This is a genomic window from Myxococcaceae bacterium JPH2, from assembly GCA_016458225.1.
GTDB lineage: Bacteria > Myxococcota > Myxococcia > Myxococcales > Myxococcaceae > Citreicoccus.
This window is the reverse complement of sequence record JAEMGR010000003.1, coordinates 795,859-810,300: the sequence shown is the minus strand read 5'-3', so window position 1 is coordinate 810,300 and position 14,442 is coordinate 795,859. Positions and strand designations below refer to the sequence as shown.

General features: G+C 70.7%; 10 protein-coding genes. 4 read left to right on the top strand and 6 right to left on the bottom strand.

From position 1 onward, the window contains the following. The first annotated feature begins 98 nt into the window (after nucleotides 1-98). Nucleotides 99-344 carry a hypothetical protein gene (locus tag JGU66_08020; GenBank protein MBJ6760707.1) on the top strand — a complete coding sequence of 82 codons (246 nt, stop codon included), beginning with the start codon at nucleotides 99-101 and terminating at the stop codon, nucleotides 342-344. A gap of 136 nt (nucleotides 345-480) precedes the next feature. On the opposite strand, the gene JGU66_08015 is transcribed toward JGU66_08020, so the two are convergent. The 4 genes from JGU66_08015 to JGU66_08000 all read right to left on the bottom strand — a co-directional run bounded on the left by JGU66_08015 (nucleotide 481) and on the right by JGU66_08000 (nucleotide 3,802). Then, nucleotides 481-1,431 (bottom strand): hypothetical protein, encoded by a 951-nt coding sequence (locus JGU66_08015; protein MBJ6760706.1) that lies wholly within the window; start codon nucleotides 1,429-1,431, stop codon nucleotides 481-483. 381 nt (nucleotides 1,432-1,812) lie between these two features. Next, a complete protein-coding gene (locus JGU66_08010) occupies nucleotides 1,813-2,265 on the bottom strand; it encodes a PaaI family thioesterase (GenBank protein MBJ6760705.1) in 453 nt (150 codons plus the stop codon). A 4-nt stretch (nucleotides 2,266-2,269) separates the two neighbouring features. Then, nucleotides 2,270-2,719, bottom strand: a complete 450-nt coding sequence (locus tag JGU66_08005) for a PaaI family thioesterase (GenBank protein ID MBJ6760704.1) — start codon at nucleotides 2,717-2,719, stop codon at nucleotides 2,270-2,272. A gap of 90 nt (nucleotides 2,720-2,809) precedes the next feature. Then, the gene (locus tag JGU66_08000; GenBank protein MBJ6760703.1) at nucleotides 2,810-3,802 is read right to left on the bottom strand and encodes a hypothetical protein; all 993 of its coding nucleotides are present in this window, start codon (nucleotides 3,800-3,802) and stop codon (nucleotides 2,810-2,812) included. 250 nt (nucleotides 3,803-4,052) lie between these two features. On the opposite strand from JGU66_08000, the gene JGU66_07995 reads away from it, so the two are divergent. Next, nucleotides 4,053-7,442: a PD40 domain-containing protein gene (locus JGU66_07995; GenBank protein MBJ6760702.1), complete on the top strand. Its 3,390-nt coding sequence runs from the start codon at nucleotides 4,053-4,055 to the stop codon at nucleotides 7,440-7,442. Between the two features lie 454 nt (nucleotides 7,443-7,896). Beyond that, on the top strand, nucleotides 7,897-9,387 hold the full coding sequence (locus JGU66_07990; protein ID MBJ6760701.1) for a M20/M25/M40 family metallo-hydrolase: 1,491 nt from the start codon (nucleotides 7,897-7,899) through the stop codon (nucleotides 9,385-9,387). 9 nt (nucleotides 9,388-9,396) lie between these two features. Here the strand turns inward: JGU66_07990 and JGU66_07985 are convergent, their stop codons facing one another. Next, a complete protein-coding gene (locus JGU66_07985; GenBank protein MBJ6760700.1) occupies nucleotides 9,397-10,419 on the bottom strand; it encodes a hypothetical protein in 1,023 nt (340 codons plus the stop codon). A 70-nt stretch (nucleotides 10,420-10,489) separates the two neighbouring features. After that, entirely contained in the window at nucleotides 10,490-12,190 is a 1,701-nt protein-coding gene (locus JGU66_07980) for an MFS transporter (protein MBJ6760699.1), read from the bottom strand. A gap of 279 nt (nucleotides 12,191-12,469) precedes the next feature. Here JGU66_07980 and JGU66_07975 point away from each other — a divergent pair, with 279 nt between their 5' ends. Further along, nucleotides 12,470-14,434, top strand: coding sequence for an FG-GAP repeat protein (locus JGU66_07975; GenBank protein ID MBJ6760698.1), 1,965 nt, complete (start codon nucleotides 12,470-12,472; stop codon nucleotides 14,432-14,434). The last annotated feature ends 8 nt before the right edge of the window (nucleotides 14,435-14,442 follow it).

Here is a 14,442-nt window from a genome sequence, read left to right as displayed (position 1 = left end):
GATGCGAGGGCGTGCGATGGGCGGCAGTCGAGCAAGGCCACACTTGCCGCATCCGGTGCGCATTCCCAATTCTCCCACCAGCATCCAGGGGGTGGGCGATGGGATTCCTGAGCGGGGCATTCCTGGCGGTGGCGCTGCACGCGGGGCCGTTGGAGCCGGCGGCCGGTCCGGTGTTCAACCCGTCTGTCTGCGCGAAGAAGCGCGTGGATGCGTGTGGATGCCACCACGTCTACGGCGTTCGGCACTGCCACCCGAATCGCAAGAGCAGCCATTGCGAGGCCCAGGTGAACGCCACCGAGCCGCGCAAGCCCGCCATTGATCCGAAGAAGTCCGTGCCGATGTAGAGGGTGGGGCTCGAGCCCCGCGTCGCTCGCGCGCGTGAGTCCCTCCGCCGCGCGCGAGCGCTCCTGACTCACCGAAGGGTGCTTGCCCCCTCGCGCCCTCCCTGGAATCAGCGGAGGGCGTTTGTCCTCCCCCGCCTCAGTGAAGGGCGTCCACCGCCTCGGAGGCTGGAACCTCGGGAAGCCGTTCCGCGCGGCTCACGTCCAGCGGAGTCTCCGAGCGGATGATGACCCAGCGAGCCTGAGGCGACACGCGCAGCGCGACCACGTTGGGCGTCAGCCGCCGCAACTCGGGCTGGAACGTCATGACCGTGCCCGCGCCCTGCGGACTCCCCGGCGCGCGCGGCGAGGGCGTGGCGGCGTGCGCGGCCGGCGTGCGGCCCTGCGCCGGCACGAGCACGGGCGGCGCACCCGCGGCTCGCGGCGCCTCGCGACGCGGAGACGTGGCCGCGGGCTCACCTGGCACGGCGCTCAGCGCGGGCAGGGCCCGAGGGCTCGGAAGCTGCTTGATGGGCGTGCGCACGCGCTGGGCCACGGGCGTGTTCAGGGTCGCCGGAGACACGGGCGGCGTGCGGCGGATCGCCTCCAGGCTCACGGGCGCGATGGCGGGCGCCGAGGGCAGCGGGCGGGGCGCCTCGCGCGCCGCGTTCAGCACCTCCATCGGTGGCGGGGCGGGCGGCGTCTCGACAATCTCCAGCGGCGCCAGGAGGCAGGTGAGCTGGTTGTAGCCGCCCTCCTCCTCCACCGGATTCACGTTCCGGCCCTCGGGGCTCAGCCGCCGGAGGTCCGACAGCAGGATGGGGTCTCGCGGATCCAACTCGAGCGCGGCCTTGAGCACCGCGCGCGCCTTGGAGTCACACCCGAGCGCCACGAGCAGCTCCGCCGCCTCGCGATACGACGCGATGGCCGGCTGACGGTCTCCCGCGCGCCGGCACGCCTCCGCGTGGCGCACGCGCACCGTGGGATCCTTCGGAGCCAACTGGAGCAGATGCGCGTAGGTCTCCGCGCATTTCGAGAACCGGCCTCGCACATACAAGGCATGCGCCGCTTCCTTCAGCGCCCGCACCTTGACCAGCTCCCGCTCGCTCATTGGCTCGTCCTTTCCGGGTGGTGTGGGGACGCCGGAAAGCAGGGGACGTGCCGTGCAGGACGGTTGCCGCGAAGGGTCCACCATTCAGCGCGCTCCCGGCACTCGGGGCACACGCGCGTGTCGCCCGCTGAGTGGGCGCCTCGCCCCTCCGTCGCAAACCGGTGCGCGCGCGGGCCGGCCGCGACGCCCGCCCACCCTGTAGAAACAGTGATAGGTGCTGTAACAACGAAAGTCTTCACCCTGGCGCACGGGATGCGGAGCCGCGCCGATGGGGCGCGGACGTTTCCCGTGTCTACAGGTAATCCTCGTTTTGCCCCGCGAGTCCGGTCGCCTCGGATTCTCAGAGTGCGGGAGGCGCGGGACGCGCGGGGCGGACGCGCTTCAGAGTTCGGCGAGCAGGAAGATGGCGTGCGCGCTGGCGATGGGGCGCGTGCGGTCATCCTGCCAGGCCTCCACGCGCACGTTGGCCACGCGGCGGCCCTGGCGGGTGATGAGCGCCTTGGCGAAGGTGTCCTGCGGCTTGCCCGAGCGCAGGAAGTCCACGGTGATGGAGACGACCTTGGGGACGCGCTCGGCCTGGGCCTGGAGGAGCAGCTCGAAGATGGCGGCGGACTCGAGCAGCGCGCCCAGCGTGCCGCCGTGGAGCGCGGGCAGGAGGCTGTTGCCGATGAGGCGCGGGGCGTAGGCCATGCGGCAGAGCATCTCGCCGGCGAGGTTCTCCACGCCGATGCCCATGAAGCGCGTGTAGGGGATGGCGTCGGTGAGGCGGCGGTACTCGCGCGTCTGGCGCACCTCGCGCACGAGGTCCGCGAGCGGAAGGGGGGGCGTGCTCATGGGCCTATTCCTCCACCCGCATGAAGGTTCCCTGCGCGGAGGCCACGGGCTGATCCGGGTCTCCCTGGTGCACGAGCGCGCGCACGAAGGCGACCATGCGCGTGAGCTTGTAGCACTCGGCGCGGGCGGTCAGCTCGCGGCGGGGGAGGGCGGGGCGCAGGTAGTCGATGCGCAGGTCCAGCGTGACGACCGCCGCGAAGCCGCCGATGCGCGCGAGCACCGCCGCGCCGCTGGTCGCGTCGATGAGCGTCGTCACCGCGCCGCCCGCGAGCACGCCCGTCTCGGGGTTGCCCACGAGGAAATCCGCGTAGGGCAGCACCACGGTGGCGTGGGCATCCCCCACGTCCACCAGCCGCAGGCCCAGGGCCAGGTTGTGGGGAACGGCGTCGCTGAAGAGCACGGACAACTGCTCGCGCCGTCCCTCTGGGTCCGAGGGAAGAGTGAAGTGAGACATGGACGCGCGATAACAGATTCGCGTCCATCCGGCGCGCGGCGTTTGCCTGCGCGGACCGTGAACGTGTGTCCGGCCGGACGGTGTGAGCGACTAGGCAGCCTTCTCGGAGGCGCGCCGCAATCGCGCCCACGCATGCGCGAGCGATTGCCCGATGGGCCCCATCACTCCGGCATCGGACCAGTAGAAGGGATGCACCAGCGGCGTCCACGACACGAGCGGCCCGCCGACGCGAACGCCCACGTCCTTCACCTGCGCGCGGTAGGCATCACTCAGCGGCGCCAGCGGCCAGGCGAGGATGTCGTCCGCGTCGTGGAAGTTCACCCACTCGCCGCCGAGCCCCGGATGGTGCGTGACGAGCGCGGTGTCCGGGACGGTGAGCGGCCGGTCCAATGATGCGTGCGCATAGCGCAGGCTCCACAGCGCCATGGGGTTGCCCAGGGTGAAGAGGCGGCTGAGCGTCTCGCCGCGCTCCAGCGGTGACGGGCCCTGGGCCTGTCGCACGGAGTCCTCGATGAGGTCGCGCCCCAGGCGCTGCTGCTGCAGGTCATAGAAGTAGTTGCTCGCGATGACCGAGCCCAGGCTGTGCGCGATGACGCAGAGGGGCGCGGCGTCTCCGGCCTTCTCGCGCAGCCGGCCGAGCGCCTCGGCCACCCTCTGGTGGATGGACGTGTACACGTCGCGGTCCGCGGGGTTGAGCTGGTAGGCGATGGCGTCGCCGATGAAGTGCACGAGGAGCCAGCGCAGGCCCGGGTAGTGCGGCGTGCCCGGCCCACCCGCGGCGGGGCGCATGAGGTGGAAGGCGAGCGGCAGCAGCGCGGACTCGTGGCCTTGATTGACGGCGTGCATGCCCTCGTGGAGGCGGCGCCAATAGCCGTCCATGCGCTCGGGGTAGTTCGCGGCGAGGAGGCGTTGCTCGGCGCCCTCCAGACAGGCGGCCCAGTTGACGGTCTCGATGGCCAGCGCGTCCTCGGCGCGCGCGCCGGTGTGCTCCACGAACTGCTCCCGCAGGAGCCGCGTGGCGGTGTCATACAGGCCCGGGTCATCCACCTCCACGCCGTGGATGAAGAGGACGGCGAGCTTCATGGGCGAGCCCGCCCGGCGTCGTGCCGCGTCAGCATGTGTCTTCCCCCCGCCATGGAAGCAGGCGCTTCCGGAGTGGAGCGGCCCGCCACGCGTCCGTGACGGTCGCTGGCGCCCGCTTCATCGCGCGCGATACCTTACATGGCCCGGAAGAAGCCCGCCCGGGGGCCTGTTCATGCGCCCGCTTCACGGCCCCCCGCCTTCCCGCTGCTGACTTCCATCTGACATTCCGCCGTCGCGTTCAGGAGTCCCGGTGAAACGACTGACCTCTGCTCTTTGTCTGGCCTGGCTCGTCCCCGGCGCGTTGCTCGCCGCCCCGCCCCCACCCCAGGAGCAGCCGCCTCCCGCTCCCGACGTGAAGGAGTCCGCGCGAGCCGCCGCGCGCGCCTCCGAGGTCGATGCGGGCGTTCCCCCCGTCGAGGCCAACGCGAAGGGGACCCCGGAGAAGGACGCGTGGAAGGTGGACGCGCCCGGCTTCCCCTCCACCGAGGCCCGCGAGGCCCGCATCGACGTGCGTCAGGGCACGTGGATGAGCGTGGACGTCAGCCCCAGCGGAGACGAGCTGGTGTTCGACCTGTTGGGCGACCTCTACACGCTGCCCATGGCGGGCGGTGAGGCGCGGCCGCTCACCTCGGGCGTCGCGTGGGACATGCAGCCGCGCTACAGCCCGGACGGCAAGTCCATCGCCTTCACCAGCGACCGCGGCGGTGGCGACAACATCTGGGTGGTGAACCGCGATGGCTCGAACGCGCGCGCGGTGACGCACGAGACGTTCCGCCTGCTCAACAGCCCCACGTGGAGCCCGGATGGGCAGTTCATCGTGGCGCGCAAGCACTTCACCGGGCGCCGCTCGCTGGGCGCGGGCGAGATGTGGATGTACCACCGCTCCGGCGGGGACGGCGTGCAGCTCACCGAGCGCCCCACCGAGCAGAAGGACGTGGGCGAGCCCGCGTTCTCGCGTCCAGACGGGCGCTACGTCTACTTCAGCCAGGACGTCACCCCGGGCAAGACGTTCGAATACAACAAGGACCCCAACGGGGAGATCTACGTCATCCAGCGGCTGGACCTGGAGACCAAGGAGATTGAACCGTTCGTCACCGGCCCGGGTGGCTCCATCCGGCCCACGCCGTCACCGGACGGCAAGCAGCTCGCGTTCGTGCGCCGCGTGCGCGGCCAGAGCGTCCTCTACGTCACCGACGTGGCCTCCGGCGCCGAGCGCCCGCTGTATGACCGGCTCGACCGGGACATGCAGGAGACGTGGGCCATCCACGGCGTCTATCCCGCCATGGCGTGGACGCCGGATGCGCGCGCCATCGTCTTCTGGGCGGGCGGCGGACTGCACCGCATCGACGTGGCGTCGAAGCAGGTGACGGACATCCCCTTCCACGTGAAGGGCACGCGCACGCTCTTCTCCGCGCTGCGCTTCCCGCAGAAGGTGGCGCCCGAGCGCTTCGCCGTGAAGATGCTGCGCTGGGTACAGGTGTCACCGGATGGCAAGAAGGTCGTGTACCAGGCGCTGGGCAAGCTGTACGTGAAGGACCTGCCCTCGGGCACGCCGCGCCGGCTGACGAAGCAGGAGGACCACCTGGAGTTCTACCCGTCGTTCTCGCGCGACGGGCGCTCCATCGTCTACACGACGTGGGACGACGAGCAGCTCGGCACCGTGCGCGTGGCGTCCGCCACGGGCGGCGAGGGCCGCGTGGTGACGACGCACCCGGGCTACTACGTGGAGCCCGCCTTCAGCCCGGACGGCAAGGCCATCGTCTACCGCGCCACGGGTGACGGCTACTTGATGCCGGGACAGTGGAGCCGCGAGACGGGCCTGTTCGTCCTGCCCACCACGGGCGGCCCGGCGCGCAAGCTGACCCGGGATGGCGAGCAGCCGCACTTCGGCGCGCGCTCGGACCGCGTCTACTTCCTGGAGGTGGAGGAGAAGGAGAAGGAGGACGTGCGCACGCTGAAGAGCATCGCGCTCGACGGCAGCCACGAGCGCAGCCACCTCAAGAGCGGCGGAGCGCTGGAGATGCGCGTGTCGCCGGACGAGCGCTGGGTGGCGTTCCGCGAGGACTACAACGCCTACGTCACGCCGTTCCCGCGCGGCGCGAAGGACGCGGCGGTGGGCCCGGACGCCAAGGCCCTGCCGGTGGCGAAGGTGAGCCGCGACGCGGGCGAGTACCTGCACTGGTCCGGAGACAGCCAGCGCCTGCACTGGTCGCTGGGGCCCCAGCTCTTCACGCGCGCGCTGAAGGACACCTTCTCCTTCGTGGAGGGCGCGCCCGAGAAGCTGCCGCCCGTGGCGGAGCAGGGCGTGGACATCTCCTTCCAGGCGAAGACGGACGTGCCCGAGGGCACGCTCGCGCTGGTGGGGGGCCGCGTCATCACCATGAAGGGCGACGAGGTGCTGGAGCAGGGCGTGGTGGTGGTGAAGGGCAACCGCATCGTGGCGGTGGGGCCCGTGGGACAGGTGCGCGTGCCCGCGGACGCGAAGGTGGTGGACGTGAAGGGCAAGACGTTGATGCCCGGTCTGGTGGATGTGCACTGGCACGGCAGCATGGGCGTGTCCGGGCTGATGCCCGAGCAGAGCTGGGTGCACGCGGCCTCGCTGGCCTACGGCGTCACCACGCTGCATGACCCGTCCAACAACTCGGAGACCATCTTCTCCGCGAGCGAGATGGGCAAGGCGGGCCTGTTCACCGCGCCGCGCATCTTCTCCACCGGCACCATCCTCTATGGCGCGGCCGGCGCGGACTACCACGTGAACATCGAGACGCTGGACGACGCGCGCGCGCACCTGCGCCGCATGCAGGCCCTGGGGGCCTTCAGCGTGAAGAGCTACAACCAGCCCCGGCGCGACCAGCGGCAGAAGGTCCTCCAGGCCGCGCGCGAGCTGAAGATGATGGTGGTGCCCGAGGGCGGCTCGCTGCTCCAGCACAACCTCACCATGGTGGTGGATGGCCACACGGGCGTGGAGCACGCGCTGCCCGTGGCGAACCTCTACGACGACGTGCGCCAGCTCTGGAGCCAGAGCCAGGTGGGCTACACGCCGACGCTGGGCGTGGCCTACGGCGGCGTCATGGGCGAGAACTACTGGTACCAGAAGACGAACGTGTGGGAGGAGGAGCGGCTGTTGTCCTTCGTGCCCCGCCGCGTCGTCGACGCGCGCAGCCGCCGGCGCAACATGGTGCCGGACGACGAGTTCAATCACTTCTCCACCGCCCGGGGCGCGCGCGAGCTGAACGACGCGGGCGTGAGCGTGCAGCTGGGCGCCCACGGTCAGCGCGAGGGCCTGGCGGCGCACTGGGAGCTGGCCATGATGGGCCAGGGCGGGATGAAGCCCTTGCAGGCGCTGCGCGTGGGCACGCTCAACGGCGCGCGCTACCTGGGGCTGGACCAGGACATCGGCTCGCTGGAGGTGGGGAAGCTGGCGGACCTCATCGTGATGGACCGCAACCCGCTGGAGGACCTGGGCAATACCAAGTCCGTGCGGCTCACCATGGTGAACGGGCGCCTCTTTGACGCGGCCACCCTGAACGAGGTGGGCACGCGCCAGCGCCAGCGCGCCCGGTTCTTCTTCGAGAAGGACGGCAACGAGGGCTGGAGCCCTCGCGCCACCACCCACGCGAACACCCACGTCTGCGATTGAACCCGGGGGGCGCTTCGTTTCTGACGCGGTCCGCCGCGTCAGGCTCTGTCCGAGCTGGAAAGATTGAACAGACCCGGAAGAACGGATCGCCCCAGGGTATGAATCGCACTTCACGCCTTGACGCTGGAAACGAACGCATTCAAGACTGGCGGCGCGTCTCCTGTTTCAGAAGGCGTGGGCAGAGGTGTTCGCGTCCCCCAACCGCGGCATCCCTGCTTCGAAGTCCCAGTTGAGCCCCGCGCGCCGCGTTCCCCCTCTCGGCGCGCGGTGGCCCCTGGGATTCCGGCTTCCTCCCGCTGAACGACCCCGCTGACCGATTCGCGGCTCCCACGCGCTGTCTTCGTGGACCGCTGCTCGGGGAGGAAACGCGCGGCCGAGGGCGGGCTCGGGAATACCGCCGTGCTTGCGAGCGAGAAAACGCGAGCGGAGAGTAACGGCCTCCCTGGAGGCCCCTGTGTCCGCATCCCTCATTGTCCTGCCCGCTTCGCTGGCGCTTCAGCTGCTCACCTCGGCCACTCCCGCCGCGAAGACCGAGGCGTCGGTGGTGAAGCCCGCGGCGACGTCCGTGAAGCTGACCGCCGCCCAACAGTCCGCCGCCGAGCGGCTGGTGGGCGCCGCGCTCGCCGAAGGCCACTCCTACGCGCGGCTGGCCGAGCTGACCGATGGAATCGGGCCGCGGCTGTCCGGCAGCGAGGGCGCGGAGGCCGCGGTGGCCTGGGCCCTGCGCTCGTTCCAGGCGGACGGCGTGAAGGCGTGGAAGGAGCCGGTGAAGGTGCCGCACTGGGTGCGCGGCGAGGGCCACGGCGAGGTGCTCGCCTCCGAGCGCACGCGCGGCCATCCGCTGGAGCTGCTGGCGCTGGGTGGCAGCGCGCCCACGCCTCCCGAGGGACTGGTGGCGGAGGTGGTGGAGATCCGCTCGCTGGAGGAGCTGGCCGCGCTGGGCGAGAAGGTGAAGGGCAAGATTGTCTTCGTGAACCACGACATGAGCGTGGCGGAGGAGTACGGCCGCGCGGCCGGCCTGCGCGCGCGCGTGCCGGCGGAGGCGGCGAAGCAGGGCGCGGTGGGCATGTTGATCCGCTCGCTGTCCACCGCGTCGCTGCGCACGCCGCACACGGGCGCCACGCACTTCGAGGACGGTGAGGCGCGCATTCCCGCGGCGGCGGTGTCCGTGGAGGACTCGACGCTGCTGCACCGGCTGCTGGCCGGTGGGCCCGTGAAGGTGAAGCTGACGCTGGGCTGCTCCCAGTTGCCGGACGCGGACTCGTCCAACGTGGTGGCCGAGGTGCGGGGCCGCGAGAAGCCGGACGAGGTGGTGGTGCTGGGCGCGCACCTGGACTCGTGGGACGTGGGCACCGGCGCGCACGACGACGGCGCGGGCGTCACCATGGTGATGGAGGCCGCGCGCCTCATCGCGAAGCTGCCGCAGGCGCCTCGGCGCACGGTGCGCGTGGTGCTGTTCATGAACGAGGAGAACGGCCTGCGCGGCGGCAAGGCCTACGCGGAGGCGCACGCGAAGGAGCTGTCCAAGCACGTGGCCGCGCTGGAGATGGACTCGGGTGGCGGGCGGCCGCTGGGCATCGGCCTGCGCGCGGGTGACGGTGCAAAGGCGATGCTGCAGCCCTGGCTGGCTCCGCTCGAGGGGCTGGGCGCGGCCAACTTCGTGGACGCCGAGGCCGGCGGCGCGGACATCAGCCCGCTCATCCCCGCGCGCGTGCCCATGGTGGGCGTGAAGGTGGACAGCAGCCGCTACTTCGACGTGCACCACTCCATGGCGGACACGCTGGACAAGGTGAACCCGCAGGACTTCGCGCGCAGCACCGCGGCGGTGGCGTGGGTGGCCTACGCGCTCGCCGAGGCGCCTGGCACGCTCGCCCGTCCCGAGGCCCCCGCCACGCCGCCGGCGCCGAGCGTGCCCGCGCCTTCCGCGAAGGCCTCGGGCACTTGAGCGAGCGCCTCAGAGGCTGAGGACGGTGACGCGCCCGCCCGCGAACACGCGCGGGCGGCCCAGCGGCGGGACGATGAGCACGCGCCCCTCGCCGAGCGCCATCATGTCCGACACGCCCGGCGCCACGCCCACGGCGTTGGGCTCGTTGCTGAAGGGCAGGTCGCCCAGCGGGGCGATCTCCTGGGCCACGCCCTCCTTGAGCCACGCGACACTCTGTTGATCGACGCAGTAGAGCCGCTGTGTCGTCGCGTCCCAGGCAATCTGCTGGAGGTAGTGGTCGTTCTGCCGAGGGAACGCCTGGAGGACCTTCGCGTCCGGGCCGTGGCTGCGCAGCATCATGCGGCTGTTGAAGTGGCTCATGGACCAGCCCACCCACAGCTTCCCCGCGCTGTCGTGGGTGATGCCCGTCACGTAGTGCAGGTCATCCCAATAGCGGCTCCAGGTGCCCGTCTTCAGGTTCACGCCAACCAACTCCCCGCCCCACTCGCCATAGCCCGTGCCGAACCAGAGCTGGCCGCCCACCGCGTGCAGGGCGAGCGCTCGCATCCGCACGGCGGTCTTCTGCTTCTTCGGCGGCGGAATCTTGATGAGGCGCTTGCCCGCCACGTCCTCCACGGTGAGCTCGCGGAAGAGGACGGGGCCCACGTCCGTCGCCACGAGCTGCTGGATGGGGTCCTTGTCCACCTTGGCCACGCTGCCCACCACGGCCCACGACTTCTCCGCCGCGTTCCAGCGGAACACCTCCTTCAAGTCGCTGCCGTAGAGCGTGGTCGCGTCCGCGGCGAGCAGCATCATCTCGTGGGAGTTGAGCGCGCGGACGAACTCGGGGTCCTGCTTGAGGTCCGCGATGCGCCACGCTCGCACGGTGCCGCTGGCCGCCACCTGGAGGATGTGGCCGTCGAAGACGGTGGTGGCGGGCTGGCGCAGGTTCAGGACGGTGTCCAGGTCGATGGGCTTCTCGTCGGCCTTCTGCTCCGCCCGCCCCGGAAGGCTCCACAGCACGCAGCACAGCACCAGCAGTCGACCCATCATGTTGTTCGCGCCTCCTGTCCCTTGGACTCGGCTTTCCATGAGAGCACGGAGTGCGTGTTCCAGCGAGGAGTCAGGTCTGGTGCGGCGCGGGCTCGCGCGTGCGGCGCAGGGGCTGCTCGGGCATGGCCAGGGTGACGAGGAGCGCCGCGAGCGCCACGAGGATGGCGCAGCGGTAGATGGCGCGGGTGGCTTGGGTGAAGGACTCCTTTCGCGCGCGCTGCACCTTGTCCACGGTGTCGAGCGCACGCTGCTCATCGGCGTCCACGCGGGCGCGGGCGCGGTCCGCGCTGGGCCCGTGCCGACCCGCGACGTGCTGGCGTTGCTGGGCATAGCCCTCGTGCAGCCGCTGCTTCACGGTGTCGGCGGGGAAGGGCTGCTCGGGGGGCGCGGCCTGGGCCACCGTGGCCTTCACGTCATCCGGAGCCCCGGCGATGGCGTGCTCGGTGCGCGCGCTCAGCTCGCCGCCGAGCGTGCCGGCGAACACCGTGCCCAGCAGCGCCACGCCCACCGTCATCCCGAGCTGTCGGAAGAAGGTGGACGCGGAGGTGGCCACGCCAATGCGCTCCGGAGGCACCGCGTTCTGCACCGCCACGGTGTAGAGCGGGATGGAAGGCCCGAGCCCGAGCCCCACCATCACCATCTTCACCGTCACCTCGACCTGCCCCGAGTCTGGCGTCAGCGTGAAGGCCATCACCGCGAAGCCCGCGAGCAGCAGCGCCAGCGAGCCCAGCAAGAGCGCCTTGTAGTGCCCCACTCGCGCCACCAGCTGTCCGGACACCACGTTGCCCGCCATCACGCCGAGCGTCAGCGGGGTGATGGTGAGGCCCGCGCGCGTGGCGGACAGGCCCACCACGTTCACCATGAACAGCGGCAGGAAGACGACGGAGGCGAGGAACACCGCGCCCACCAGGAACACGGCGAGGTTGGCCGCGCTGAAGGTGCGCAGGCGGAAGAGGCGCGGGTCGATGAGGGGCTCGGGTGCGCGCAGCTCGCGCCACGCGAAGAGGACCGTTCCCACCGCGGCCACGGCGAACATGCCGAGGATGGGCGGTGAGCCCCAGGGGAAGCCGCCCGGCTCGTTCGCATCCGCCCCGCGTCCCAGGCTGAGCGCGAGCAGCAGGGGCACCACCGCGAGCGCCAGCGCGCCCGCGCCCGCCAGGTCCAACCGTCCGCCGTGCACGCCTGGGGGCTTGAGTGGCGGCATGCGCAGGAAGATGAGCGTGAGCGCCACCGCGCCCACCGGCACGTTGATGAAGAAGACCCAGTGCCAGCTGAGCTGATCCGTGATGAAGCCGCCCACCAGCGGGCCCACCACGCTGGACAGGCCGAACACCGCGCCGAAGAGGCCCTGGTACTTGCCGCGCTCGCGGGGCGGATAGAGGTCCGCCACCACGGCCAGCGCGGCGGTGAACAGCGCCGCGCTGCCGAAGCCTTGCACCGCGCGGAAGAGCACGAGCGCCAGCGTCGTCTGGGACACGCCGCACAGGAAGCTGCCGATGAGGAAGACGCAGATGCCCATCACCAGCACCGCGCGCCGGCCCATCAGGTCCGACAGCTTGCCCCACACGGGCACCATCATCGTCGAGGCCACCAGATAGGACGTGGTGAGCCACGGGTAGAGCGCCGGGGGGATGTCCAGGTCCTGCTGGATGGCGGGCCCCGCGGTGGCCACGATGGTCTGGTCGAGCGCCGCGAGCAGCAAGCCCAGCAGCGCGCCCGCCATCGTGAAGGCCTTCTGGGCGCGGGTGAACTGCATCGGGGATGGCGCCATGGCTCGCTCGGGCACGGCGCAAGCACGCGCCTCGCGACGACAAGCTGGGGATGGCCCGAGGCCCAGTCCACTCCGCCCGCTCCAAAGTGTGGCCGCCATGCGACGGAGCGGGCGGTAGGACGGGGAAAGTGTTGAGCAAGTGAATATCTGTTTTCACGCGGGACGCGGGCTGACGCTAAGGTTCAGCGCGATGGGCCCGCAGCACGGCGGGGCCGGCATCCGTGCACTCTTGTCGAAGGGAGGGGCGGGCTCTTGGCGCGTAGCGCGGGAGGCGTACCCATGTCTTGGTCGAGAGCACTGGCGGGAGTGTCGTTGTCGTGGTGGGCCCTGAGTCTGGGAGGCTGTTCGGACGAACCCGAGCCGAAGCCGCCACCCGAGGAGGGCCCGGTGCTCTCGGACACGCCGATCTGGGAGGTGGAGGGAAACCCCGCGCATGTCGGCGGCTGCTTCGGGCGATCGGTCGCGGTGGGGGACCTGAACGGGGATGGGCACAAAGACCTCATCGTCGTGTCGCCACCCTGCTCGGTGACCTCGCTGGATCCCGGGCGGATCTCCATCTTCGCGGGGCAGGCGTCGTACTTCTCGAAGACGCCGGTGACCACGGCGCTGACGTGGCGCAACACCAGCCCGCGCACCAGCGGTCGCAACGCCAGGGTGTCCCGAGTGGGCAATGTGAACGGAGATGCCTATCCGGATGTGCTCGTCTCGGGCACCTACGGTGTCTCCGTGTACGTGGGTGGGCCGGACCTGTCGAAGGTGTTCGCCGAGCCGGTGTTCCGCGTGCCGGGCAACGGCACGTTCGTGAGCGCGACGTTGGTGGATGTGAATGGGGATGGGCTGGATGACCTCGTCAACAGCAACCCCCTCGCGAACGGCGTGGAGGTCTTCCTCGCCACGCCCACCGCGACGGAGCCCTTCACGTCCAGCCGCATCCTGACGAAGTCGCGGGCTGCGCGCAGGGCAGGGGACGTCAACGGGGATGGGACGCAGGACCTGCTGATGGTGAATGCGGAGGGGTATGTCCTCTACCTGGGGTGCCGCGCGGGGAGCCCGCTGGTGTGTGATGGGCCGCTCACGGCGCAGCCGGCCTGGACCGTGGCGGCTGAGTCGTTGGGGACGGCCCCGGACCTCGATGGCGACGGGCTTCCCGAGCTGATGACGGGCATGGGCGGCGGCAGCTTTGACCTGCACCTGTCCTCGTCGGCGTCCTCGCTGGATGGCGTCCTCGCGTCCGCCCCGGTGTGGTCGGTGATGGAGGACCCCGCCTTCAGCCTCCTGGATGGGACGATGAACCCCGTGGGAGACATGAACGGCGATGGTGCGAGCCATGACTTCACGCTGGACGCGGCGGGGCGCATCTACCTGTTCGCGCCAGGGGCGAAGGTGTCCTCGGACATGCGCCCCATCTGGGCGTGGCCGCGCACGGACTACCTCGTGTCGGAGACCTTCCGCGGCGCCCCGCGCTTCTCGTTGGCGCCCGTGGGAGACATGAACGGCGATGGCTATGACGACCTGGTGGTGGGCTCACCCCAGAGCGTGGATGGCTCGTTCGCGCCGGGCCGGGTGATGCTCTTCGGGGGTGGCCGTGTGCCGGACCCCGCTGCGCCGCCACCGCTGCTGTCGGGAGCGAAGAGCTGCGGCCTCGCCTTGGATCCAGAGCACGGTAAGCCGGACCTCACCATCGATGGGGATGTCATTGCGCGCACGCTCTACGTGAACCGGCTGACCTTCGCGGCGGACTCGTGCGAGGTGCGCGAGGGCTGCGTGCCCGCGGGCGGTGAACGGCGCCTGTTGCGTTTCAGTGCCTCCATCGCCAACCTGGGCAATGCCGCCGCCATCGTGCCCTCGCCCGACGTGAGGCCGGACCTCTTCGTCTGGGATGAGTGCCACCAGCACGACCACCTCGTTGGCTTCGCGGGGTACGAGCTGCGCAACACGCAGGGGGGCCTCACGGCGGTGGGGCGCAAGCAGGGCTTCTACCTGACGGACACCACGCGCTACTGCTCGGAGGCGCCGCCCTTCCAGCTCTACGACCCAGGGACGGGCATTTCGCCGGGCTGGTCGGACATCTACACGGCCGACATCGCCTGCCAATGGTTGGACATCACCGATACGCCGGACGGCGACTACACCCTGCGGGTGGGCGTGGATGAGAAGAACATCATCGACGAGGACGACCGTCACCCGAACGAGACCTTCATCAAGGTGCGCCTGAAGGGCGACACGGTGACGGTCCTCCCGTAGCGCGTCAT

Coding starts and splice junctions, on each gene's coding strand:
- JGU66_08015 (MBJ6760706.1), bottom strand. CDS start 1,431: ATGAGCGAGCGGGAGCTGGTCAAGGTGCGGGCGCTGAAGGAAGCGGCG.
- JGU66_08010 (MBJ6760705.1), bottom strand. CDS start 2,265: ATGAGCACGCCCCCCCTTCCGCTCGCGGACCTCGTGCGCGAGGTGCGC.
- JGU66_08020 (MBJ6760707.1), top strand. CDS start 99: ATGGGATTCCTGAGCGGGGCATTCCTGGCGGTGGCGCTGCACGCGGGG.
- JGU66_07980 (MBJ6760699.1), bottom strand. CDS start 12,190: ATGGCGCCATCCCCGATGCAGTTCACCCGCGCCCAGAAGGCCTTCACG.
- JGU66_08005 (MBJ6760704.1), bottom strand. CDS start 2,719: ATGTCTCACTTCACTCTTCCCTCGGACCCAGAGGGACGGCGCGAGCAG.
- JGU66_08000 (MBJ6760703.1), bottom strand. CDS start 3,802: ATGAAGCTCGCCGTCCTCTTCATCCACGGCGTGGAGGTGGATGACCCG.
- JGU66_07985 (MBJ6760700.1), bottom strand. CDS start 10,419: ATGATGGGTCGACTGCTGGTGCTGTGCTGCGTGCTGTGGAGCCTTCCG.
- JGU66_07975 (MBJ6760698.1), top strand. CDS start 12,470: ATGTCTTGGTCGAGAGCACTGGCGGGAGTGTCGTTGTCGTGGTGGGCC.